Source organism: Arthrobacter sp. 05T423 (assembly GCF_056396245.1).
Genome location: NZ_JBFTLC010000006.1, coordinates 137,188 through 156,824 on the forward strand (window position 1 = coordinate 137,188; position 19,637 = coordinate 156,824).

The 19,637-nt window shown below is 65.9% G+C and carries 20 protein-coding genes; 7 read left to right on the forward strand and 13 right to left on the reverse strand.

Features of this window, described 5'->3' with window-relative positions:
* Positions 1-72: 72 nt before the first annotated feature.
* From AC1DFE_RS07440 to AC1DFE_RS07460, 5 genes are all read right to left on the reverse strand, one after another.
* Positions 73-687: a hypothetical protein gene (locus AC1DFE_RS07440; protein ID WP_476905258.1), complete on the reverse strand. Its 615-nt coding sequence runs from the start codon at positions 685-687 to the stop codon at positions 73-75.
* 432 nt (positions 688-1,119) lie between these two features.
* The gene (locus tag AC1DFE_RS07445) at positions 1,120-3,297 is read right to left on the reverse strand and encodes an amylo-alpha-1,6-glucosidase (RefSeq protein ID WP_476905259.1); all 2,178 of its coding nucleotides are present in this window, start codon (positions 3,295-3,297) and stop codon (positions 1,120-1,122) included.
* Positions 3,298-3,498: 201 nt separating this feature from the next.
* On the reverse strand, positions 3,499-4,227 hold the full coding sequence (locus tag AC1DFE_RS07450) for an SDR family oxidoreductase (protein ID WP_476905260.1): 729 nt from the start codon (positions 4,225-4,227) through the stop codon (positions 3,499-3,501).
* Between the two features lie 98 nt (positions 4,228-4,325).
* Positions 4,326-5,000 carry a nitroreductase gene (locus AC1DFE_RS07455; RefSeq protein ID WP_476905261.1) on the reverse strand — a complete coding sequence of 225 codons (675 nt, stop codon included), beginning with the start codon at positions 4,998-5,000 and terminating at the stop codon, positions 4,326-4,328.
* Positions 5,001-5,402: 402 nt separating this feature from the next.
* The gene (locus AC1DFE_RS07460; RefSeq protein ID WP_476905262.1) at positions 5,403-5,888 is read right to left on the reverse strand and encodes a MarR family winged helix-turn-helix transcriptional regulator; all 486 of its coding nucleotides are present in this window, start codon (positions 5,886-5,888) and stop codon (positions 5,403-5,405) included.
* A gap of 195 nt (positions 5,889-6,083) precedes the next feature.
* Here AC1DFE_RS07460 and AC1DFE_RS07465 point away from each other — a divergent pair, with 195 nt between their 5' ends.
* Positions 6,084-6,590 carry a hypothetical protein gene (locus AC1DFE_RS07465; protein WP_476905263.1) on the forward strand — a complete coding sequence of 169 codons (507 nt, stop codon included), beginning with the start codon at positions 6,084-6,086 and terminating at the stop codon, positions 6,588-6,590.
* Between the two features lie 28 nt (positions 6,591-6,618).
* Here the strand turns inward: AC1DFE_RS07465 and AC1DFE_RS07470 are convergent, their stop codons facing one another.
* The 8 genes from AC1DFE_RS07470 to AC1DFE_RS07505 form a co-directional block, all read right to left on the reverse strand.
* On the reverse strand, positions 6,619-7,197 hold the full coding sequence (locus tag AC1DFE_RS07470) for a hypothetical protein (RefSeq protein ID WP_476905264.1): 579 nt from the start codon (positions 7,195-7,197) through the stop codon (positions 6,619-6,621).
* Between the two features lie 2 nt (positions 7,198-7,199).
* The gene (locus tag AC1DFE_RS07475) at positions 7,200-7,913 is read right to left on the reverse strand and encodes a hypothetical protein (protein ID WP_476905265.1); all 714 of its coding nucleotides are present in this window, start codon (positions 7,911-7,913) and stop codon (positions 7,200-7,202) included.
* Between the two features lie 259 nt (positions 7,914-8,172).
* A complete protein-coding gene (locus AC1DFE_RS07480; RefSeq protein WP_476905266.1) occupies positions 8,173-9,687 on the reverse strand; it encodes a multicopper oxidase family protein in 1,515 nt (504 codons plus the stop codon).
* A gap of 471 nt (positions 9,688-10,158) precedes the next feature.
* Positions 10,159-10,326 carry a hypothetical protein gene (locus AC1DFE_RS07485; RefSeq protein WP_476905267.1) on the reverse strand — a complete coding sequence of 56 codons (168 nt, stop codon included), beginning with the start codon at positions 10,324-10,326 and terminating at the stop codon, positions 10,159-10,161.
* Positions 10,327-10,813: 487 nt separating this feature from the next.
* Positions 10,814-12,649 (reverse strand): glycoside hydrolase family 15 protein, encoded by a 1,836-nt coding sequence (locus AC1DFE_RS07490; RefSeq protein WP_476905268.1) that lies wholly within the window; start codon positions 12,647-12,649, stop codon positions 10,814-10,816.
* A gap of 28 nt (positions 12,650-12,677) precedes the next feature.
* Positions 12,678-13,154, reverse strand: coding sequence for a hypothetical protein (locus AC1DFE_RS07495; protein ID WP_476905269.1), 477 nt, complete (start codon positions 13,152-13,154; stop codon positions 12,678-12,680).
* Positions 13,155-13,343: 189 nt separating this feature from the next.
* On the reverse strand, positions 13,344-14,645 hold the full coding sequence (locus AC1DFE_RS07500; RefSeq protein WP_476905270.1) for a flavin-containing monooxygenase: 1,302 nt from the start codon (positions 14,643-14,645) through the stop codon (positions 13,344-13,346).
* Positions 14,646-14,647: 2 nt separating this feature from the next.
* Positions 14,648-15,034, reverse strand: a complete 387-nt coding sequence (locus tag AC1DFE_RS07505; protein ID WP_476905271.1) for a TfoX/Sxy family protein — start codon at positions 15,032-15,034, stop codon at positions 14,648-14,650.
* Positions 15,035-15,343: 309 nt separating this feature from the next.
* Between AC1DFE_RS07505 and AC1DFE_RS07510 the strand changes: the two genes are divergently transcribed.
* From AC1DFE_RS07510 to AC1DFE_RS07535, 6 genes are all read left to right on the forward strand, one after another.
* A complete protein-coding gene (locus AC1DFE_RS07510; protein ID WP_476905272.1) occupies positions 15,344-15,790 on the forward strand; it encodes a hypothetical protein in 447 nt (148 codons plus the stop codon).
* Positions 15,787-17,013, forward strand: a complete 1,227-nt coding sequence (locus AC1DFE_RS07515) for an Nramp family divalent metal transporter (protein WP_476905273.1) — start codon at positions 15,787-15,789, stop codon at positions 17,011-17,013. The genes AC1DFE_RS07510 and AC1DFE_RS07515 overlap by 4 nt, the downstream gene beginning before the upstream one ends.
* Positions 17,010-17,441 (forward strand): hypothetical protein, encoded by a 432-nt coding sequence (locus tag AC1DFE_RS07520; protein ID WP_476905274.1) that lies wholly within the window; start codon positions 17,010-17,012, stop codon positions 17,439-17,441. The genes AC1DFE_RS07515 and AC1DFE_RS07520 overlap by 4 nt, the downstream gene beginning before the upstream one ends.
* Positions 17,428-17,775 (forward strand): PRC-barrel domain-containing protein, encoded by a 348-nt coding sequence (locus AC1DFE_RS07525; protein ID WP_476905275.1) that lies wholly within the window; start codon positions 17,428-17,430, stop codon positions 17,773-17,775. Before AC1DFE_RS07520 ends, AC1DFE_RS07525 begins: the two co-directional genes overlap by 14 nt.
* A gap of 231 nt (positions 17,776-18,006) precedes the next feature.
* Entirely contained in the window at positions 18,007-18,210 is a 204-nt protein-coding gene (locus AC1DFE_RS07530; protein WP_190606256.1) for a cold-shock protein, read from the forward strand.
* A 150-nt stretch (positions 18,211-18,360) separates the two neighbouring features.
* Positions 18,361-19,617 carry a plasmid pRiA4b ORF-3 family protein gene (locus tag AC1DFE_RS07535; RefSeq protein ID WP_476905276.1) on the forward strand — a complete coding sequence of 419 codons (1,257 nt, stop codon included), beginning with the start codon at positions 18,361-18,363 and terminating at the stop codon, positions 19,615-19,617.
* The last annotated feature ends 20 nt before the right edge of the window (positions 19,618-19,637 follow it).

Genomic DNA, 19,637 nt, shown 5'->3' on the forward strand with positions numbered 1-19,637 from the left:
GCTTACCCGGTCCCCTTGCACCTGCTGGTCAGGGGAGCACCCGGCTTTGCCTGGATCTGCTGGACGGGACCGTCATTGCGGTGTGCTCTCTCTCAATGCCCTGCTGTAGTGCTCGGGGTTGTTCCTGACGTCAGCGGACACCACGAGGTGTCGGTGGCTCAGACGTTGCGCAAAGTACCCGCGGTACGGCAGAACAATGACCGTATCGATTCCGCTCTTCCACGCGGGGACGAGTTCCTGAAGACTTTGACGTTCAGTGGCATGCGGAAATTTAGGGACAAGGCCTTGGTCCCAGGCCTGGTAGGCGTCACGATCCAGGCCTTCCCATTCATACTGCTGGGTCCAAAAGGGCGGAATGAAGGGGCTGAACTCGCCCGGGGCTTCCGCGGCTTCCCGCATTTCTGTGGGGGTGGGGTGGTGCGTCGGGTCTTCGATCTCGTACCAGCTCCAGGCTTGCTCCCAAGCCGCTTTCCAGCGTTTGCCCCACGTAGCGGCATCTGCTGATTGAGGCATCCGAGAATCACCACAGTTGGGTGCAGGATCCAGGGGCGGGATGTTGGCGTCACCAGCAATAGTCCACGCCTCCCGAACAAATAGCAGGAGAGTCAGGTGGTGCGGGTCATCGTTAACCCGAATGACCATGTCATGCGGCCACGAATTTCCCGGTATCAACTTGCTCCATTGCATTCCGCTACCCCCTGTTAGACCACGGCCCAAGTGCGATCAGCATGGCATCGACCCTGGACCCTGTATACGGGGTCAGTCCACTGCGGATCCGTGAGCGGGCACCGGCATCCGCGGGACGGCCGGGATCCTTGCACGGCACGATGGCATCGGCGAGGATGAACGCCATCCACGTGCTGCGAAGAAGGAGTCGACGCAATGACCAAGTATCTGATCTCGTTTCCGAGTGCCGCCATGGCCGTCCGTATGGAATGACCGTTCGCGTTGTTAGGGGCTGTTTTACTGGATCTACACGACCTGCTCTAGAACGCGGCCCGCGGAGGACACGCCTCGAGAGCGGATATGCAGCCGGCGGATAGAAGGCCGCCTGTGGTTGTCGGGGAGCCGGATCCTCGGGGCAGGAACCGCTGCGCTGTTCCAGAGGCAATCACACATTTAGCCAGGAACCTCGGGGCGATGCCGCACACCTGCGAGGTTCGCCTTTTCCGCCAGGTCAGACGCCCAGGGCCGGATTCCGTGGTGGAACAGCATGCCCTCGGGCAGCCCCTGGACGGTAGCGACGGAATCGGAGATGTCTATGGTGATCCGGCTGTTTGCCATGGGCGCGTTGGTGATGTTCACGTCGCCGTAGGATTTCGGGAGAACGGGATCCAGCCATAGGCCGCCGCGGGCAACGTCGGCGTAGTATCCCATCAGGCCCTTCACCAGCATGATCGGTGTGGTGGCGGCCCAGGCTTGCGGCGAGCACGCTGTGGGATAGGGGATGGGTTCGTCGAAGTGCTCGCGGCTGAAGCCGCAGAACAACTCCGGCAACCGTCCTTCCGAGTACTCGGCCGCTTCAAGCAGGGCTGTGGAAATACGCTGGGCCTGCTCGACGAAGCCGTAGCGCAGTAGGCCGGCCATGATGATCGCATTGTCATGGGGCCACACTGATCCGTTGTGGTAGCTTGCGGGGTTGTAGGCGCCCATGTCGCTTGCCAAGGTTCGGACGCCCCAGCCGCTGAACATTTCCGGGGACATGAGCCGTTCGGCCACCAGTGGGGCCTTGTCCTCGTCGATGATGCCGAACAACAGGCATTGCCCCATGTTGGAAGCGCAGGCATCCACTGGCCGTTTGCGGCCGTCCAGGGCGACGGCGTAGTAGCCGCGGTCGGGCAGCCAGAACTGTTCGTTGAACTGTCTCTTTAGCTGTGCCCCACGGTCCCGGTACTCGGCCGACAGAGCCGTGTCGCCGGCGTCGTAGGCTATCCAAGACCGCGCCATGTACGCGCTGTAGACGTAGGCCTGCACCTCGCACAAGGCGATGGGCGGCTCGGCTAGGGTCCCGTCGGCAAAGTTGATGCCATCCCAGGAGTCCTTCCAGCCCTGATTAATCAACCCGCGGTCGTTGAGCCGTGCATACTCGACAAAGCCGTCTCCGTCCTTGTCGCCGTAGTCACGGATCCAGTCCAGCGCCCGGTCAACGTGTGGCAGAAGGGCTGAGATGGTTTCGGCGCCGAAACCCCAGCGGCTGACTTCACCGAACAGAGCCACGAACAGCGGGGTGGCATCGACGCTGCCGAAGTAGGCGGACTTGCCGCCCAGCGCCAGACCGCTGGAGACGTCGAACCGGACCTCGTGCAGGATCTTGCCCGGTTCCTCCTCGCTCATTAAATCCACCACACGGCCCTGACGGTCTGCGAGGGTCTGGATGGTGCCGAAGGCCAGGGACGGGTCCACCGGAAGTGCCATGAGGGATGCCCAGAGCGAGTCGCGTCCGAACAGGGCCATGAACCAGGGGGCGCCGGCGGCCACCACGATCCGGTCCGGGTGGTCAGGATCTTCAATGCGAAGGGCGCCAAGGTCGTCGTAGCTGCGCCGAAGCGTCCGCTCGATCGAGCGGTTGCCGATGTGCAGCACCGGAATTTTGGACACCCATTCCTGGCGGCGCCGGTCGCGACGCGACGTTTCTCCCGCGTTCGGCCGAACGAACCGAGCCACGGCAGTGCTCTCGTCGGCGAGCGGCACCACGCTGACCGTGGTGCTCCATTGTCCGTGCGGCGGCACGGTGATGCGGTAGGTGACATCCTCCGGGGTGATGTCCGCGCCGTCGGCTGACACCACAACACCCTTCCGCACCTCCTGCCAGGCGGCCCGGATGGTTAGTGAGTCCCCTTTCACTTCACGGGACTCATCCCAGCGCCGCTGGATGCGCGCCTCCTTCACCTCGAAAAGGTCGGCGAAGTCCGCCTCGATTTGGAGGGTGACCACGCACTCGGCCGCGACCGGCGAGTAGTTCAGGACAGTGATCTGCTCCAGGAGGCCGGCATCTACCTCGCGGAGGCGTTCAACGATCAGGGGGCTGTCCGCATGCCCGTCCGGGCGCGGGACGCGGCCGACAAACAGGGCCCGGTACGGTTCCTTAGACTTCGCCCCCAGCGCCTCCAACGGTGCGCCGTTAACGAGCGCATCCCAGCGGGACAGGATGCGGGTGTCCTCCACGAAAACTCCATGCGGGTACTCCGGGCGGATATCGCCGTTAGCCGCGGAGATGCAAAATGACGAGCCCTCCACCAAGGTGACCGAGCCCGCCCCCGGCGAACCTGCAGCAGTGTCTGCATTCCATCCAGCCATCCCTGCTCCTTCAAAGGATCGACTTCAACGGCTCAACACCGGACAGCGCCGAGCGGATCCTCCGGCGATCGCCTGCTCAAACAGACGGTACGCCTGCGCGGCAACGGACACCAGTGCCCGCAGCACAGGGGCCAGCACGTGGGTTCTGCAAGGTTGGTCGTGACCGTGCCGCGTCGACGGGTGTGAGGGCCTTGAGACGCGTCAGGAGAGCCAGTCGGTGTAGCGGGTGGGGGCGAGGCGGGCGTCCTTGTCGGTGAGGACGTCGCCCTTGATGACGGCGAACATGCCGGCGGTGGGGTCGGTGACGATGGTCCGGTTGTCGCCCTTGCGGGACAGGGTGATCCGGCCCAGTTCGTCCAGGGTGAAGATCTCGGGGCCGGCGATGTTGCGAATGCCATTGAGTGGGGCCCCCGCGGCGACCTCCGCCACCGCATTGGCAACGTCCTTGGAGGCGATCGGCTGGATCGGTGTGGCGGGCAACCGGACGGTGTCGCCGTCGGCGGTCCAGGACAGGACGGCGTCCATGAACTCCATGAACTGCGTCGCCCGGACGATGGAGTAGGGGATGGGCCCGGCTGCGAGGATGTCCTCCTGGAGCGCCTTGGCCCGGTAGTAGTCCAGCTCCGGCACTTGGTCCGTGCCGACGATAGAGAGGATGACGAAGTGGCCGACGCCGCCCTTCCGGGCCGAGGCCAGAAGGTTGTCCATCGAGGTCTGGAAGAAGGCTGGGGAGGCTTCGTCGAAGGTCGGGGAGTTTGTTAGGTTAACGACGACGTCGGCTCCCGCCACCGCCTCGTCCAGTCCCTGGCCGCTGATGACGTCGACGCCGGTGGACTGTGAGTGCGGTACCGCCTGGTGTCCGGCGGCGTTCAGGTTCTTGACGACCTGGGACCCGATCAGCCCGGTACCGCCGATGACTGCGATCTTCATGACATGCCTTTCGTTGGGGTTTTCGTGCGCAATATGACATATGAGCCGCTATTGGGGCGCGGCAGGAACGGCGCCTTGACCGGCTGGGAATGGCCGCGTTAGAGACCATCATCGACGAACGTGACCGTCTCGTCGAGCGGCGCCCGGCCTATGCGGGCGTCAGCTACCGTGACGTCTTCGAACCCGATCGACATGCCTGTGAAGAGGATCAGATCGTCCGGGGGCGAAAGGACCTCCGCGACGGTCTTGTGGTACTTCGCCCATGCCATCTGCGTGCAGCTGTGCAGCCCTTCGGCGCGGAGTACCATCATGACGGTCTGCAGATACATGCCAACGTCGGACCATTGAGGCCGGCCCATGTCGCGGTGGAGGTAGCAGAACAGGGCAGCGGGTGCACCGAAGCAGTCCCAGTTCGCGGCAGCGGCCCTCTGGCGCGCCTCTATGTCCTCGCGCGGAATGCCGAGTGCTCCGTAGCGCTGCTCGCCGAAGGCGGATCGGCGCTCACGGTAGCGGGACTTCAGTTCGGGCGGGTACATCTCGTACTCCGGCTCATCCCAGGGGTCACCTGTGGCCACCCGCTCGGCGGCGCGCTCCTTGAGCTCTGCCAGCGGCCCACCGGTCAACACGTAGGTGTGCCACGGCTGGATGTTTGATCCGGACGGCGCCCAGGCTGCGGCAGAGAGCACGCGCTCCAGTGTCTCCCTCGGGACGGGCCGGTCAGTGAATCCGCGCACAGCCCGCCGGCTCGTGGCCGCCTCATAGACGTCCATCATTCGCCCACCTCCATCTGCTCAAGGGCTTAATTCGTTACATCCAAGATGGTATCACTCGATACAATATCGTGTGCAATCATTGGATCAAGCCCTTGGTTTCCGTGCCTCAAGCAGTTAAACCTAAGAAGTTCGGCTAAACCTAAGAAGTTCGGCCGGTCGGCGGAGGGCGCATCAGACGATGGGAGATGCGGGTGATGGTGAAGTTCGCAGCGCCGATCAGATACGCGGTGCGGCAGCCGCGCGAATAACTCGGAACCTGTTGACGACGAAGCCCCGACAGGCGGATGTAACCAGGGCCGACGCGTAGCAACGATGGCCGCAGCGCTCAACGCGCGTTGGCAGTGGAAGCCGCATGAGACGAAGCCCTCCGGCGTGGCAGGCAACCGGTGCGCGTGGGCGCGCCTATGCGCCGTCGTCTGCAGGATGGGCGAACCGGGTCAGCAGATCCGTCAGCTGCTCGGGCTCGCCGGGCGCCAGTTCGGCAACCAGTCGCTTGGCCAGCGGCTCCGCCGCCACATGGGCGGCATCGAAAAGCTCGACACCCCGAGGTGTGATCTCCACAGCCCGCACCCGCCGGTCCCCCGGAACGGTCTTCCGTAGGGCCAGCCCCATGCGCTCCAGGTCGTCCACGACCCGCATGATTCCGGCCTTGTCCGACCCTGTCGCCGTCGCCAGGTCTCGTTGCACCGTGGACCCGCGGTTGACCAGAACGATCAGCACGGCGAAATGCCGCAACTCGATACCGAGCGGTCCCAGCGCCTCCGCCATCACCGCGGCCGCACGCCAGTGCGCCCGGCGCAGCAGCAGGCCGAGAGCGAATGGCGAGGTATCCCCGGGCCGGTCAGTCGCGCGCGAAGTGGTGGTTTTGTGAGGAACGTCGGCGGCCATAGGGACACATTACCAGCGGCCCGCTCATCCGATACGGTATCGTCTGAAACTATAAGTTGCGGCCACGTGCAACCCAGGATCCGTTGAAGGTCTCAGCCCGCCGGATTACCGTCCAAAGAATCTATGATTTTCCCTGAGTAGCTACAGGGACCGTTGCGGCGACCTTCATGACATCCGAACATAAGGAACATTTCATTGCAGTTCAACAGGCAGACGCTGGAAGCCGACGGGTTCACCGGATTCAGATCACTTGGTCAGCTGGATATCAACAGGGTTCCACGGGCCCCCGGAATCTACGCAGTGCTTAGACCCGAGGGCTTCGAGCGCGTGTTCCTTGCGAAGAGCTTGGGAGCCCGATTCAAGAAGCGGGATCCATCCCTGCCCCAACCCGCATTGGAAGCGGAGTGGATCGAGAACGCGGATGTCCTCTACATCGGAAAAGCCGGCCCAGGAAGCACCGGCAACCGCGGACTGCGAAAGCATATTCAAGAGTTCACTGACTTCGGCCGGGGGAAGCCCGTCGGCCATTGGGACGGCCGGCTCATTTGGCAACTCGCCGACTCCCAATCGCTGGTCATTGCGTGGAAGGAGCTGGCAGCAGAGGAAGTGAATCATGCCGAAGCCGCGTACCACGCGGAGTTCGTCAGCATTTACGGAAAGCTGCCCTTCGCCAACTTGGTCCAAGCCAGGACAAAGGGATGATTGCCTCCGTGGCTGCATAGCACCTGTGCTACGCCGTGGCCGAATTGAATCCGGGGTCGGTGGTCGCCGTCTCCAGCAGTCGGTCGAAGCTGCGTATGCCGTAATCCGGTGGCGTGGCCGCGATAACGATCCGCGTCGTGGTGACTGCATCGGCTTTCGGCTCGGCGTTCTGCCGCGGCTTCGGCGAGGGCAGCGGGACGACCTTCAGGTGCAGGCCGGACACCCCGTTCACCAGCAGCGGGAGGCTCCCCCCTTCGACGAGAAGTGAGCGGAGCCCCTCCGGCGAGAGCTGGCTGGTCCGGTCCGCCGTCAGTTCAAGAATCACGTCGTTGACAGTGCCGGTGATCCGCTGCAGGAACGCCCGCTCACTCGAATTCTTGCCCAGGATGGCCAGGACGGTAAACGCTGAAGCGAATACTGCGACGAACAGCATTGTGGCGCCGACATCCCTCAGGGCAGGTGTGAAGGTCATCAGGAGCAGGCAGAGGACGAAGCCGATGACGGAAAACCCGCCGAATGTGGCGCCTGCGCCGTCGGCCGGCCTGCCGCTCCATTGCTTGGAGGTGAAGCTGCAGACTTCCCGGGACTCGGTCCGTGGAGATGGCATGATCAGTTCCCTTTCACTTCCAGCAGGGCCTCGGCCAGAATGATTGCTTCCCGCGCTTCCCGAAGACTTTCCCGAAGGCCCGCATCCGGGAAACCGAGGCTGACGCCCTCCGGGGAGAGGGAAAGATCATCGGCCACTTTCCGGAGATTTTCCCGCTCCAGCGCGAGCATCCGGGACGACGTCAGTTTGACTCTGTTCTTCTCCAGCTCAAACAGCGACGTGTTGATCCGGTCCCGGCGCGCCCGGATCGAGCGGCAGACGTCCTGGACTCGCTGCGTGCGGCTGGTGAACATCCGCTCCATCTTGGCTGCAACGTCATGCAGTTCCCGCAGAGTGTTGTATCTTCGCGCCTCATGGCTTCCGCTGTGCCGGGCCAGGAGCTGACTGATGAGCGAGAGGCGCTGACCCCACAGCTCGAGCCCTGCCTGGTTCTGCGTGAAGAGCAGTTCCGCAGCGCCAAGGGCCGTGGTGAGGGCATCCCGCCGGGGAGTGAGGTTGCCCGCCGCCACGTCCAGCCGTGCGACGAACTCTGCATAGTTGTCGAGCGCCGGCGCGGGACTTTCCTCCCTGCTCGCCACCCGCATGGTGGGCGGGGCAGGCGGCCCGTTGGCCGCCGTCGAACTTTCCTTCGGTTTTCCGATGCGCGGAGGATTCGCGGGCCTTCGCGGCGGGACGGCGCGGGGTCCTGGTCCTGAGTCAAATGCGCCGTCACTCATGATCAGTCATCCCCGTTCATGGTCCGTCCAGGGCGGCTCTTCACCGTCCACGAACCAAGCAGGAGCACCCGCGCACCTGCCTGTGAACGCTCATTCTAAAGCCCGGGACTGACGTTGTCTGCGGGCCCGGTTTGGGCGGGCTCCATCATCGGCTCCCCGCGACCTCCCACCCCGAGTTTTTGTGCAGATAATCCATGCTTGGCACGATGCACCTCGCGATATCTGTCCAAAAACTCGGGGCTCCGGTCATGGATCCATCTCAGGTCCCCGGCGGGAACAGTGGCCGGTACACGGGCGGGAAGGCGTTCGCGGGCAGCGGGTCATGCTTGGGTGGGTCGGCGGTGATGGGATCGTTGGTCCGCAGATTAGCCACTGCATACTGAAACATCATGTCGTGGTCCTCGTGCACCAGGTTGTGGCAGTGGATCATGTACCGCCCTCCCTCCTGTGCCGTGGCGTCGAACTGCATCAGCGTGGTGATGGACTCGTTCTCGCCGGCGTAGAAGACGTCCTTGGGGCCGAGCTCCCAGGCGAACGGTTTGCCGCCGTTGGTGTTGCGGGCGATGATTTTGGCGTCGATCAGGTGGATGTGTACCGGGTGGAACCATCCGCCGGATTTGTTGATGATGGTCCACTGCTCGACGGCGAAGGGCTGCGGGTTGCCGAACAATTTGGTGAACCCGGACCTTTCGACGTCGTCCCACAGGACCCCGTTGATGGCCCATTGGCCGTTCTGCCGCTCGAACCTGAGCTGCCTCTTCACCGTGGCCATCTGCGGGGTCAGGCTCATCGTGTCGATGCCGCCCCGGGCCGCGTCGGGTGAGCCGCCGGCGTCGAGCCTCGCCGGGATGGCGGTGATGGACCCTGCTCTGGAGCCCGAGTCGGCGACAACCTGGAACCGCATGATCTTGTCCGTGTTGGCAAAGTCGATGTTGTTCTTGTTGCTGAGGTTGCGCAGGTCAACGGTCTGCCCGGGCCCGTACTTGCGGAAGTCGATCAGGATTTCGGTGCGCTCCGCAGTGCCCATTCGCCATGACGAGACGGCCTGCACCACCGGCGTCATGCCGGCATCGGTGGCAACGATGTGGACGGGTTCACCGTTGGAGAGGGTAGGCCGGTAGGAGCGTGAGATCGATGCGTCGAGCACCCGGAAACGATAGATGCGTGGCTTGACCTTCATGGTGGGCCAGGGCACCCCGTTGACCAGGATCACGTCACCCCACAGCCCCTTTTGGCCGTTGTCGTTGTACCCGAGCGAGCCGTCCGACTGGAACAGTGCGTCGGAAAGCATCAGCGGCACGTCGAACTCCCCTTGGGGCAGCTGCGCCCGCTCAAAACGGTCCGTCAGCGGGTAGAACCCGGCCAGTCCGGAGTACACATTCTGGGCAGTGATGTGGTGCTTGTGGTCGTGGTACCAAAGCGTGCGGGCTGCCTGCTTGTTGGGATAGTGGTAATTCTTGAAGAAGCCGGGAAGGGTGATGTCATTGGCATAGCCGTCATACTGGGGCAGCGATGCCGAGCCGTGCAGGTGCGTGGAGGTGCTGAATGTCCCCGGTTGGACCAGGCCGGTCTGCGGGAACGCGTTGCGGATCCGCACCTCGGTCCGGGTGCCCTGCTTCGCCCGGATGGTGGGGCCCGGGAAGATTCCGTTGTACCCCGCCACTGTGGTGGTGAGGCCCGGCAGCATGTGAGCCTGTCCCAGCTTCTGGGTGAGGGCGTAGCGCTCGAAAGGTCGCTTCGGGTCACCGCCGTCGAAGCCCTTTTGAAACGGCACCAGCTCCGGGGGCCGCCGGAAGACCCCCCTGTAAGGGACTGGGGTGTTCTTCGGTGCAAGCTGACTCCGACTTATGGGCACTGGGGTGGCCGCCGCCGCGCTGCCTGCCAACGCTCCGGTCATGGCAGCGCCGACCACACCCAGTTTCAGTACTTCCCTGCGAGACGTCATTGTCTCCTCCAGACATTGGGATCCTATGTATTGACATACAGCGGACTCGCGACCGACAGCCGCGAGTCCGTTTCTCCCCCTTGGAGATGCAGAGACCTGAGGTGCAACGACGTTAGTGTCCGCCGGACACGCTGGGAAAATCTTGAAGACGCTGCCGGCCTGGACTGCGCATCCACCCATATGGGGCGTTGGCACAACGGTGCCGGGAAATAACAGCGGTCCCCGCCGGAAAAAACCGGGCGGGGACCACTGTTTTGGTGCTGCTTCCTTCTAGCTGGTTCGGCGTGGTGGGGGAACTGATCAGAAGATGTTCTTCATCCCGTTGCAGCCCCGGCCGATCTGCTTCTTCGGCGTCACGTGACCGTCGACCTTGCCCGCGTAGAGCCACAGGTTGCCGGCCTTGTCGCGGGCCGCCAGGTCGTTGTTGCCGTCGCCGCTGAAGTCGCCGGGTCCCATCAGGAGGGTCATGCCGTTCCAGCCGAACCGGGTCCAGCCCCTTGGCTTCGTCTCCGCCGTCGACGTACCAGTACGGATAGCCGTTGGTGGGGTCTATCGGTCCCACGTCTGCGGGGCCGGCGGGCAGGGCCGCGGGCAGCATGCCCGAGACTGCCGACTGCGATAGTCCGGGACCGCCCGCCGGCAACGCTGCAACGGCAGGCGGCAGAGCGTTCAGCCCTGACGCCAGCACCGCGCCCAAAGCCACTATCCCCCACGGTCCGCCGGCGCAGCGCGCGGCGGCCCTTCAACCGCTCTTTTGGTCCTGTTTTTTCACACTCATCAGGTCCCCCCTGATGGCAAATGTCATGTCCGAGGGCACGCGGTGCGAGTGTTTAATTGAGTCCCCACGACGACCCTGCCGCCAGGACCTTGGGATTTCTTAGCGCGGCCCCCGTGGCAGGGCCCCGGGACGTGAACCGTCGCCATGGCCGGGCCGGACGGGCAAGCCACGGGAGAGCTAAGCTTCCTTCGGGCCCATGGCTTGCGGGAGCGGCGTCAATTCCCGCGCAGCGACGTCGCGGAGGGCCAGCGCTGCCTGGACCAGCGCGGCGTGGGTCATGGCCTGGGGATAGTTTCCGAGCAGGGCCCCGCTGGAGGGATCGATCTCCTCGCTGAACAGGCCCAATGGACCGGCGACGCCCAGAAGAGCCTCGAACACCTCGGCGGCCACTGCTGGCCTTCCCGTCAGGGCGAGGGCCTGGGCGAGCCAGAAGGAGCAGGGGAGAAACGCCCCCTCGTCCCCGGGCAGCCCGTCCTGCCCAGGCGGGTAGCGGTAGAGGAACGGGTAGCCGGCCGACAACTCCGACCACACCGCATCCACCGTGCCCCGCAACCGCGGCGAGTCCGGCGGCTCGAAGCCGGTCACGGGCAGGATCAGCAGAGCGGAGTCAAGGTCACCCGATCCGTACGAGCGCGTGTACGTGTTCCTATCTGAGTCGAATCCCCGGGCCCGGATGTCGACGGCGATCGCGTCCCGCGCGCTTTCCCACCGGCGCCGCCGCCGGGCGCTGGTGCGGTGGGTCTCGGCAATGCGCAAGGCCCGGTCCAGGGCGAGCCAGGCCATGATCTTGGAGTGCACGTGGTGTGCGGCATCAGCGCGGATTTCCCAGATGCCGGCGTCCGGCTCCGGCCAGCGGCGCGCCACGAGATCCGTGAAGCCGCGCATCGCCCGCCAGGTCTCGGAATTGAGCCGGTGCCCCTGCCGGACGAGGTTCCACGCCGCGTCTATGACCCAGCCGTAGCCGTCGAGCTGGTGCTGGTGAGCGGCCCCGTTGCCCATCCGCACGGGCGCGCTTCCCGCGTAGCCCGGCCAGTTCTCCAGGGTGTGCTCGCGGGGGACATGCCCGCCGGTCAGGGTCAGCAGTGCCGGCAACCGCGGGCGCTGCAGCCTGCTCGCATGCAGGAGCCAGTTCAGGAAGTTCAGGGCCTCCGCGTCCTTGCCGAGGCCGAGGAAGGCGGCGATGCCGATGCTGGCGTCCCGCGGCCAGGCGTATCTGTAGTCCCAGTTCCGGATGCCGCCCGGATCCTCGGGCAGGGACGTGGTGGGGGCCGCCACCGGCGCGCCCGAGGGGGAGTAGGTCAGCAGCTTTAGCGTCAGCAGGCTGCGCAGGACTGCTTCGCGGAACGGGACGTCGTCGCTGATGCCTGAAGCCCACTCCCGCCAGAGTGCCTCGTCGGCCTCCACCAAATCCCACGCGGTCTCGGGATCGACCCAGATCAGCGGTTCGGCGTACGCCAACGCAAGCACCATGACGACGGGACGCCCGGGCTCAACGGTGATTGCCGTCGTCGTACCAGGCTCGACGCGCAACCCGCCGCTGCAGCCGAGCGACATGGCCAGGGCGCCCCATTCGCAGACCAGGTGCCGCCCCTGCCGGACACGGGGGAGGAGATGGCGTTCGCCGAAGCGCGGGTCAAAAACGACGGCGGCCTCCGCCGGAGCTCCGTCGGCCTCCAGCCGCCGGACCAGGAGAGTCGTGGGCAGCAGGCGGCCGGACACCTCCGCCACCATCGCTTCGGTGAGTGTCAGCGTGCCGCCGTCGGTGGGCCAGACCGTCTCAAGCGTCGCGGTATGCGGCCGGTATCGGCGGGCGAGGGGTTCGGTGGGATGGGACGGGCCCATCCGGAACGTGCCCGCTTCCGGGCCGCCGAGCAGCGCACCGAAAACGGGATCGCCGTCGAAGGTTGGCGCGCAGAGCCAGTCGATGCCGCCGTCGGCCGAGACCAGGGCGGCCGTGCGCGTGTCACCAAGCAGCCCGTAGCCGGCGAGGGCGGGGGACTGTGCGTTGGCCATGTTGCGTTCACCTTCTTTCGCGGATGCCTCAACTGGCCGTGAGGAGCAGCCCGAGCAGCGAGCCGTAGACCACGTGGGCTGCCACGGCCACTGCCGGCGTCTGGATTCCGTAGTTCAGGCCCAGCAGGCCGGGAGGCTCAAGGGCTGCGCGGCTGGCCGGTCCGGCCCTGGTGCTCGCCATCCTGGGGTGGATGCCGGGCAGCAGTGGCAGGATGACGGTCAGCGCGACGGCGACGTGCAGCAGCCCCAGCAGCGCGCCTATCCACCACGTGGCCCTGCCCAGCAGCGCAAAAACCGCCGCGTAGCCGAGGGCGAAAACCTGCCCTGCCGCGAGGTGGATGAAGAAGCCGGCGATCCGCGCCTTGTCCGGATCGGGCGTGACCAGGCTGCCGAGGACCAGCGGCAGGTCGAGCCGGGTCCAGCCGGCCATCTGGAAGGCAATCATCACGGCGGTCAGGGCTGTGGTGGCGAGCAGCCCGAACAGCGCCCAGCCTTGCCAGTCCATCTCAGCCTCCATCCCGCTGCGTGCGGGCGGGACCCGTTTGTGCTGCTTCCATGACGCACCTTCTAAAAGTAGGTTTTTCTATTTTAGAAGCCGACCGACCGGCAATCAAGGCCCACCGAACCACAACGCGGGGTCAGTTGGCGCCCAATGGAGGCCTCGAATTGGGCGGTAAGTGACCCCGCGTTGCTGTTAGGTTCCCCGCCCGGCGAGGTGACCCACCACGTACTCCGCGTCCGACCCCACCAGCGCCACCGTGGACGACGCGTGCCGGGTGAGCCAGGGGAGACCCACGGCGTAGAGGCCGGGGACCTCGGTGACGCCCCGCACATGGCGCGGGTAGTTCCACCCGTCGAGCACGGGGATGTCCAGGAAGCCGAAGTCCAGCCCGTAGCCGGTGCTCCAGATGACGGACGTGATGCCCTCGGCGTCGAGGTCCAGCCGCGACCCGGAGGAAAAAGGCTGCCAGTCATCCGCCGGCACTTCTTCAGCAACAGGCGCCTCGATCCCGGCCGCGGCGATGAACGCGTCAAGCATCACCTGCATCCGCTGCCCGAATCCCGCCTCCGCCAGTGCCATGCGGGCGGCGAGGTCGTCGCTGAAGGTGAGTACGCCGTCGTCCGTTCCCTCAAAGTGGCCGTGCAGCCGGACGCCCCTGCGGCCAAGCTCCCGCAGGCGGATGCTGTGCCCGCCGTCGTTGCCGGAGATCAGCGGATTGCACATGAAGCGCGCGGCGGGCGACGGGAGCTGCTCCGCCTGCAGGGCGTTGATGCCGAAGTCCGGCCCGTGCAGGTTGACCTGCAGGAGCCAGTAAAACGTGTCCTGGCCGCGGTAACGCCGGGGCGCCTCGGGGCAGGCCGACACGGACAGGTGCACCTCCCGGCCGGCGCCCAGCAGGTCCTCGGTGATCTGGCCGCCCGACTGCCCGGTCCCCACCACCAGCACCGCGCCGTCGGGCAGCTGCGCCGGGTTGCGGTAGTCATGGCTGTGCAGCTGGGCGATGTGCCGGGGGAGTTTGGCGGCCGACGGCGGAATCCGCGGCCGCTGGTAGGCCCCGTTCGCCAGGACGACGTTCCGTGCCAGCCAGCGTCCGTGGTTTGTGTCGACGGCGAACCCGCCGCCCGCTGTCGGCCCGCCGTCCGCTGTCCCGCCATCCGCCCGCGCAACCCGGGTGACCTCGGTCCCCAGCTGCACCGGCGCGGCGATCCGCCGGGCGTACTCCCGGAAGAGCTCGATCACCTCGTCGCGGGGCAGGAAGGCGTCCGGCTCAGGCCCGCTGTACGTCATCCCCGGCAGCAGGAACGCGAAGTTCGGCGTATTCAAATAGAACGAGTCCCAGCGGTCCTGCCATGCGCCGCCCAGTTCCGTGCGCTGCTCCAGCAGCTGGTGTTCGACGCCGGCCCGGCTGAGCCAACAGCTCGTGGCCAGTCCGGCCTGCCCCGCCCCGATCACCAGGGTGTCGACTTCCCGCGCGGCGGCCGGAGAGGAGGACATGGCTACTTCTTGGCGGCCTTGGGTTTGGGTTCCTTCGCGGCATTCGGCGGCAGGCTGGCGACGTACGCGAACGCCTTCTCCGTCCAGGCCCGGGCCCGCGCGTCATCGCCGTCGCCCTCTTCATTCCACATCTCCGGCAGGCCGGTGTACCCGCCCATCGGACGCTCGGGCGGACCGAAGGGAACCGTGCGCTCCCCGGACTCGAGCGCCTCACGGTCCTCGTCGGAAAGCTTGATGCCGATGGTGGGCCCGAACAGCCCGGCGAACATGTTGCCGTTGACGAAGGCGCCCAGGTTTCCGAACATGGGCTTGATGACCACCTCGGGATGGTCAGGCACCACGGCCCGGAAGCGTTCCTTGTCAGCCTCGGTCGGTTTGGGCATTTCCATTGGTGCACCTCCGGATAGCAGGGCTCAGGCAGCATGACATGGGCGCGGCTGCATGCCGTTCCATGCCGGGATCATACGCCCGCCCGGCGCCCCCGGCCAGCGCTTCCAGCCGGCCCGCCCGGCGGCCCGGCCACCGTTTCGGACACCGTTTTAGACAGTGGCGCAATTTCCCCCCCGGCGGCGCTCTAAAGTTTCCCCGCGCGTAGTGCTATACCTAGCTCAAGGCAACTAAATGCAGTGGCGTTTCGGACGAGCCGGGCCTGCCCGGAGGCTGGAGGAAAGGTGCGGACCAGGCCAGCCGGAGCGGGGATGGGCCGCCAAGCACTCCAAGCCGTTGCCTGCCTCGGGGCGCTCGCCGTCCTCACCTCCTGCTCCGCCGGCGGGGCCGTCACGGACACCGTGTCCACGGCCGGGCAGAACAGCTCCTCCGCCATCGCCACGGCCAAGCTTGCCGTCGGCCTGGACTCCGGCGGCAAGCTCACCAAGGCCGCCACCTCCACCACGCTCGACGACGCACTCAAGGAAGTCCAGACCAGCCGCGACACCGTCCTGCGGCTCTCACCCACCTCGCCCGAGGACCGGCAGGTGCGGGAGGACGCGCTGAAGGTTCTGGACGGCTCGGCCGCCAACCTCACCACGGCGCGGAACGCCGTATCGTCCGACGACGGCGGCCCGTCCCTTTCCGACGGGGCCCGGGCGCTCGCCGCGGCTGAGGACGCGTTGGCCCAGCTCACGTCCAAGGTGGGCAAGAAATGAAGCGCCTCCTCGGCGTCGCGCTCGGCATCCTGACCGCCATCGGTGGCTTCGTGGACATCGGCGACCTCGTGACCAACGCCGTCGTCGGGTCCCGGTTTGGGATGTCGCTCGTGTGGGTGGTGCTGGTCGGCGTCGTGGGCATCTGCGTGTTCGCCAACATGTCCGGGCGGGTTGCCGCCGCCTCAGGCCGGGCCACCTTCGAGGTGATCCGCGAAAGGCTGGGGCCGCGTGCCGGGCTCGCCAACCTGTCCGCATCCTTCCTCATTAATCTGATGACGGTGACCGCCGAAATCGGCGGCATCGCGCTGGCCCTGCAGCTGGCCAGCAGCGTGAATTACCTGCTCTGGATACCGCTGGCGGCGGTGGCGGTATGGCTGGTGATCTGGCGGGTCAAGTTCTCCATCATGGAAAACGTCACCGGGCTCCTGGGCCTGACCCTGGTCGTCTTCGCCGTGGCGCTGTTCCTGCTCAAGCCGGACTGGGGCAACCTGGCCAGCCAGGCCATCCCCGCCATCCCGGCCGAGGAAACCGGCGCCACGTACTGGTACTTCGCCATCGCCCTGTTCGGCGCCGCCATGACGCCGTACGAGGTGTTCTTCTTTTCCTCCGGCGCTGTGGAGGAGGGGTGGAAGATCAAGGACCTGATCCAGTCCCGGATCAACGTCCTGGTGGGCTTCCCGCTCGGCGGGCTGCTGTCCGTCGCGATCGCCGCGTGCGCCGCCGTGGTGCTTCTCCCTGCCGGGATCGCCGTCACCTCCCTCTCCCAGGTGATCCTCCCGGTGGCGGCGGGCGCCGGAAAACTGGGGCTCGCCGTCGTACTTATTGGCGTTATGGCCGCGACGTTCGGGGCGGCGCTGGAGACGACGCTTTCCAGCGGCTACACGCTGGCGCAGTTCTTCGGCTGGTCCTGGGGCAAGTTCCGCAAGCCCGCGGAGGCCGCCCGGTTCCACCTGTCGATGATCATCTGCCTGCTGGTGGGGCTTGCGGTGCTGGCCACGGGCGTGGATCCGGTGCTGGTGACCGAATACTCCGTGGTGTTCTCCGCCGTGGCGCTGCCGCTGACGTACCTGCCCATCCTGATCGTGGCCAACGATCCCCAATACATGGGCAAGCACGTCAACGGCCGGGGCGTGAATGTGGCGGCGATGATCTATCTCGTGGTGATCCTCGTGGCCTCACTGGCGGCCATACCCCTGATGATCGTGACAGGAGCCGGCGCATGAAAACGTCCCGCCCGATGCCCTCCGTTCCTCCCGTCGCGGGGCAGACCCTGGACGCCCAGCTGCACCTGCTGGACCGCCAGGTTTTAGACAGCGACGGCGTTCCCGTCACCACGGTGGACGACCTCGAACTCGGCGTCCCCGAGGGTGCACCCGAGCTTCCGTTGGGGACGGACATTCCCGAGGGAACGCCGGCGCCGGTGCTCACCGCGCTGCTGACCGGACCCGTGCTGGGGACGCGCATTTTCGGCGGCAGGCCGCCGTCGTCCCGGCTGATCCGGATCCCGTGGACGGACGTTGCCGACGTCGGCGTGGTGGTCCGGCTCGGCGTCAGCAGCCAGGGACTGGACGCCGACTGGGTGGAGCGCTGGATCCGCGACAAGATCATCGTCCGGATCCCGGGATCCGGAGGCCGCCGTGATTCTCGGTGACCTGCTGGGCACTCCGGTGCACGACGACGACGGCGCGCGGCTGGGGCGCGTGGCCGACGCGCGGTTCGTGGTGGACGGCGCCCCGCACCGGCTGATGGCCGACGCCCGCCTGCTGGGGCTGGTGGTCAGCCCGCACAGCTGGTCGTCGTTCCTGGGCTACGAGCGGAACAGCCTCACGCAGCCGTGGCCGCTGCCCAAGCTGCTGCGGTGGCGGCACCGCGGATCCTTCTTTGTGATGTGGGAGGACATCGCGGTGCTCGGCGATGGGTCCGTCCGCCTGCGGCCCGGGTACACGGCGTACAGTCCCGCGCTGGACGGAAACGGGCAGGAGTAGGGCTTCAGCCGGGGACCCCGGCTTGGTCTTAAAAGGTTGTTGCGTCAACTTTGTCGCCCAGCCGTGAAATTGTCCTGTACAGTTGATTTCGTTGTTGTGTTTGCATTGTGTAGTTCAGGCAGTACGCGCGGTCGAAAGTCCGCGTTCTTCTGAAGTAGCGGTTTTGAACACCCCACACCGGAGGACCCGAAAGTCGGGACAGTTCCTCCACCTTCACGAAGGACAAAAATAATGGCTACTGGTACCGTCAAATGGTTTAACGCTGAAAAGGGCTTCGGCTTCATTTCCCCCGATGACTCCTCGCAGGACGTGTTCGCGCACTACTCCGCGATCAACTCCGGCGGCTTCCGCTCCCTCGAAGAGAACCAGAAGGTTTCCTTCGAAACCGAGCAGGGCCCCAAGGGTCCCCAGGCCGTCAACATCCAGGCTCTCTAATTTCCTAGAGAACCGGGACCGTTAGGTTTCGAGCAGGGCCCGTCCTCGTGACGGGCCCTGCTTTTGTTAACCCGGTTGTGCTGATTGAGCCTGTCGAAATCAGGGGGGAGCGCTCGGTGGAAGCCTCCCCGCTCTGGAACAATGGCAATCATGCACCCAACCGACGCCGTCCCTGCCTTCGACCTGCGCATCAGCATCGAGGGCACCGAACCCGAGATCTGGCGGCGGCTGCAGTTCCCGGAGACCATCACCGTTCCGGAATTCCACCGCGCCCTTCAGGCCGCCTTCGGCTGGGAAAACCGGCACCTCTACGGGATCCGCTGTACTGACCTCCGCGGGGAAGGTCGCATCGTCATTGGCCCGGACGAAGCGGTCGAGGACAGCTACGCCGAGCCGGCGTCCGGCGTCGCGCTTGTGGAACTTCTGGATGCACACGGGACCGGGCCCGCCGACTTCCAATACGAGTACGACTTCGGCGATGCCTGGACGCACACCGTCGAGTTGATGGGACCCGCCGAGCTTCCGAAAAAGGCTCTGCATTGCACAGGCGGCGCCAACCGCGGCCCGGTGGAGGACTCCGGCGGTTCACACGGCTACCGGCGGATCATTGAAGTCCTGGGCGATCCCGGGCACCCGGAATACGAGGACACGGCCGGCTGGTACAAGTTCGCCACCGGCCAGGACGCCACAACCTTCGCGCCGACCGTATTCGACGCCAGCGCGCTCAACGCCCGGCTGGACGAGCTCGCGCTACAGCTATGGCCCGAGCCGCCCACGGACGGCGAGATCGACGCCGTCGTCCATGCTGTCCACTGGTTCCTGTCCCAGGTTCCCGCCGATGGGCTGCCGCTGACCCAGGACGGCTACCTGAAACCAGCCTTCGTCAGGGAAACCTTTGACGCCCTCGGCCTGGCCGACAGATGGCCCGGCAAAGCCAACCGCGAGGTCCAGACTCGGCCCGTCCTGCAACTCCGGGAGCAGCTGCAGGCCTGGAAACTGCTCCGGAAGTCCAAGGGGCGGCTGCTGCTCTCGCCCGCCGGTCGCAAAATGTCCGACGGCGGCCAGCCCCTCTGGGATTACCTCGCCAACGCCGTCGGCAACCCTCCGGAGGAAGCGACAGCCACGGTGAACGGCCTCCTGGTGCAGTGGTTGCTCGACGGCACCACGCCGCGTTGGGATGAGCGGGCACGGATCATTGCCGACACCCTCAACGTCGAAGGTTTCCGCACCAGGACCGGGGCGCCCATTCCGCTGGACCTTGGCCGAGACATGTATCTCCGCAGCCGCTGGACCCTGGAATGCCTGCAGCTGACTGTTCCCAGCGGCCGCTTCACGGACCCTCCCGTGCTGACCGACGGGGGCCGAAAGTTCCTGCTTCAGCTGCACGGGTTGCTCAACGAGCACTGATGCCATTGGGGCCTGCCGAA

Coding starts and splice junctions, on each gene's coding strand:
- AC1DFE_RS07440 (WP_476905258.1), bottom strand. CDS start 687: ATGCAATGGAGCAAGTTGATACCGGGAAATTCGTGGCCGCATGACATG.
- AC1DFE_RS07445 (WP_476905259.1), bottom strand. CDS start 3,297: ATGGCTGGATGGAATGCAGACACTGCTGCAGGTTCGCCGGGGGCGGGC.
- AC1DFE_RS07450 (WP_476905260.1), bottom strand. CDS start 4,227: ATGAAGATCGCAGTCATCGGCGGTACCGGGCTGATCGGGTCCCAGGTC.
- AC1DFE_RS07455 (WP_476905261.1), bottom strand. CDS start 5,000: ATGATGGACGTCTATGAGGCGGCCACGAGCCGGCGGGCTGTGCGCGGA.
- AC1DFE_RS07460 (WP_476905262.1), bottom strand. CDS start 5,888: ATGGCCGCCGACGTTCCTCACAAAACCACCACTTCGCGCGCGACTGAC.
- AC1DFE_RS07470 (WP_476905264.1), bottom strand. CDS start 7,197: ATGCCATCTCCACGGACCGAGTCCCGGGAAGTCTGCAGCTTCACCTCC.
- AC1DFE_RS07475 (WP_476905265.1), bottom strand. CDS start 7,913: ATGAGTGACGGCGCATTTGACTCAGGACCAGGACCCCGCGCCGTCCCG.
- AC1DFE_RS07485 (WP_476905267.1), bottom strand. CDS start 10,326: ATGACCCTCCTGATGGGACCCGGCGACTTCAGCGGCGACGGCAACAAC.
- AC1DFE_RS07490 (WP_476905268.1), bottom strand. CDS start 12,649: ATGGCCAACGCACAGTCCCCCGCCCTCGCCGGCTACGGGCTGCTTGGT.
- AC1DFE_RS07495 (WP_476905269.1), bottom strand. CDS start 13,154: ATGGACTGGCAAGGCTGGGCGCTGTTCGGGCTGCTCGCCACCACAGCC.
- AC1DFE_RS07500 (WP_476905270.1), bottom strand. CDS start 14,645: ATGTCCTCCTCTCCGGCCGCCGCGCGGGAAGTCGACACCCTGGTGATC.
- AC1DFE_RS07505 (WP_476905271.1), bottom strand. CDS start 15,034: ATGGAAATGCCCAAACCGACCGAGGCTGACAAGGAACGCTTCCGGGCC.
- AC1DFE_RS07510 (WP_476905272.1), top strand. CDS start 15,344: ATGGGCCGCCAAGCACTCCAAGCCGTTGCCTGCCTCGGGGCGCTCGCC.
- AC1DFE_RS07515 (WP_476905273.1), top strand. CDS start 15,787: ATGAAGCGCCTCCTCGGCGTCGCGCTCGGCATCCTGACCGCCATCGGT.
- AC1DFE_RS07520 (WP_476905274.1), top strand. CDS start 17,010: ATGAAAACGTCCCGCCCGATGCCCTCCGTTCCTCCCGTCGCGGGGCAG.
- AC1DFE_RS07530 (WP_190606256.1), top strand. CDS start 18,007: ATGGCTACTGGTACCGTCAAATGGTTTAACGCTGAAAAGGGCTTCGGC.
- AC1DFE_RS07535 (WP_476905276.1), top strand. CDS start 18,361: ATGCACCCAACCGACGCCGTCCCTGCCTTCGACCTGCGCATCAGCATC.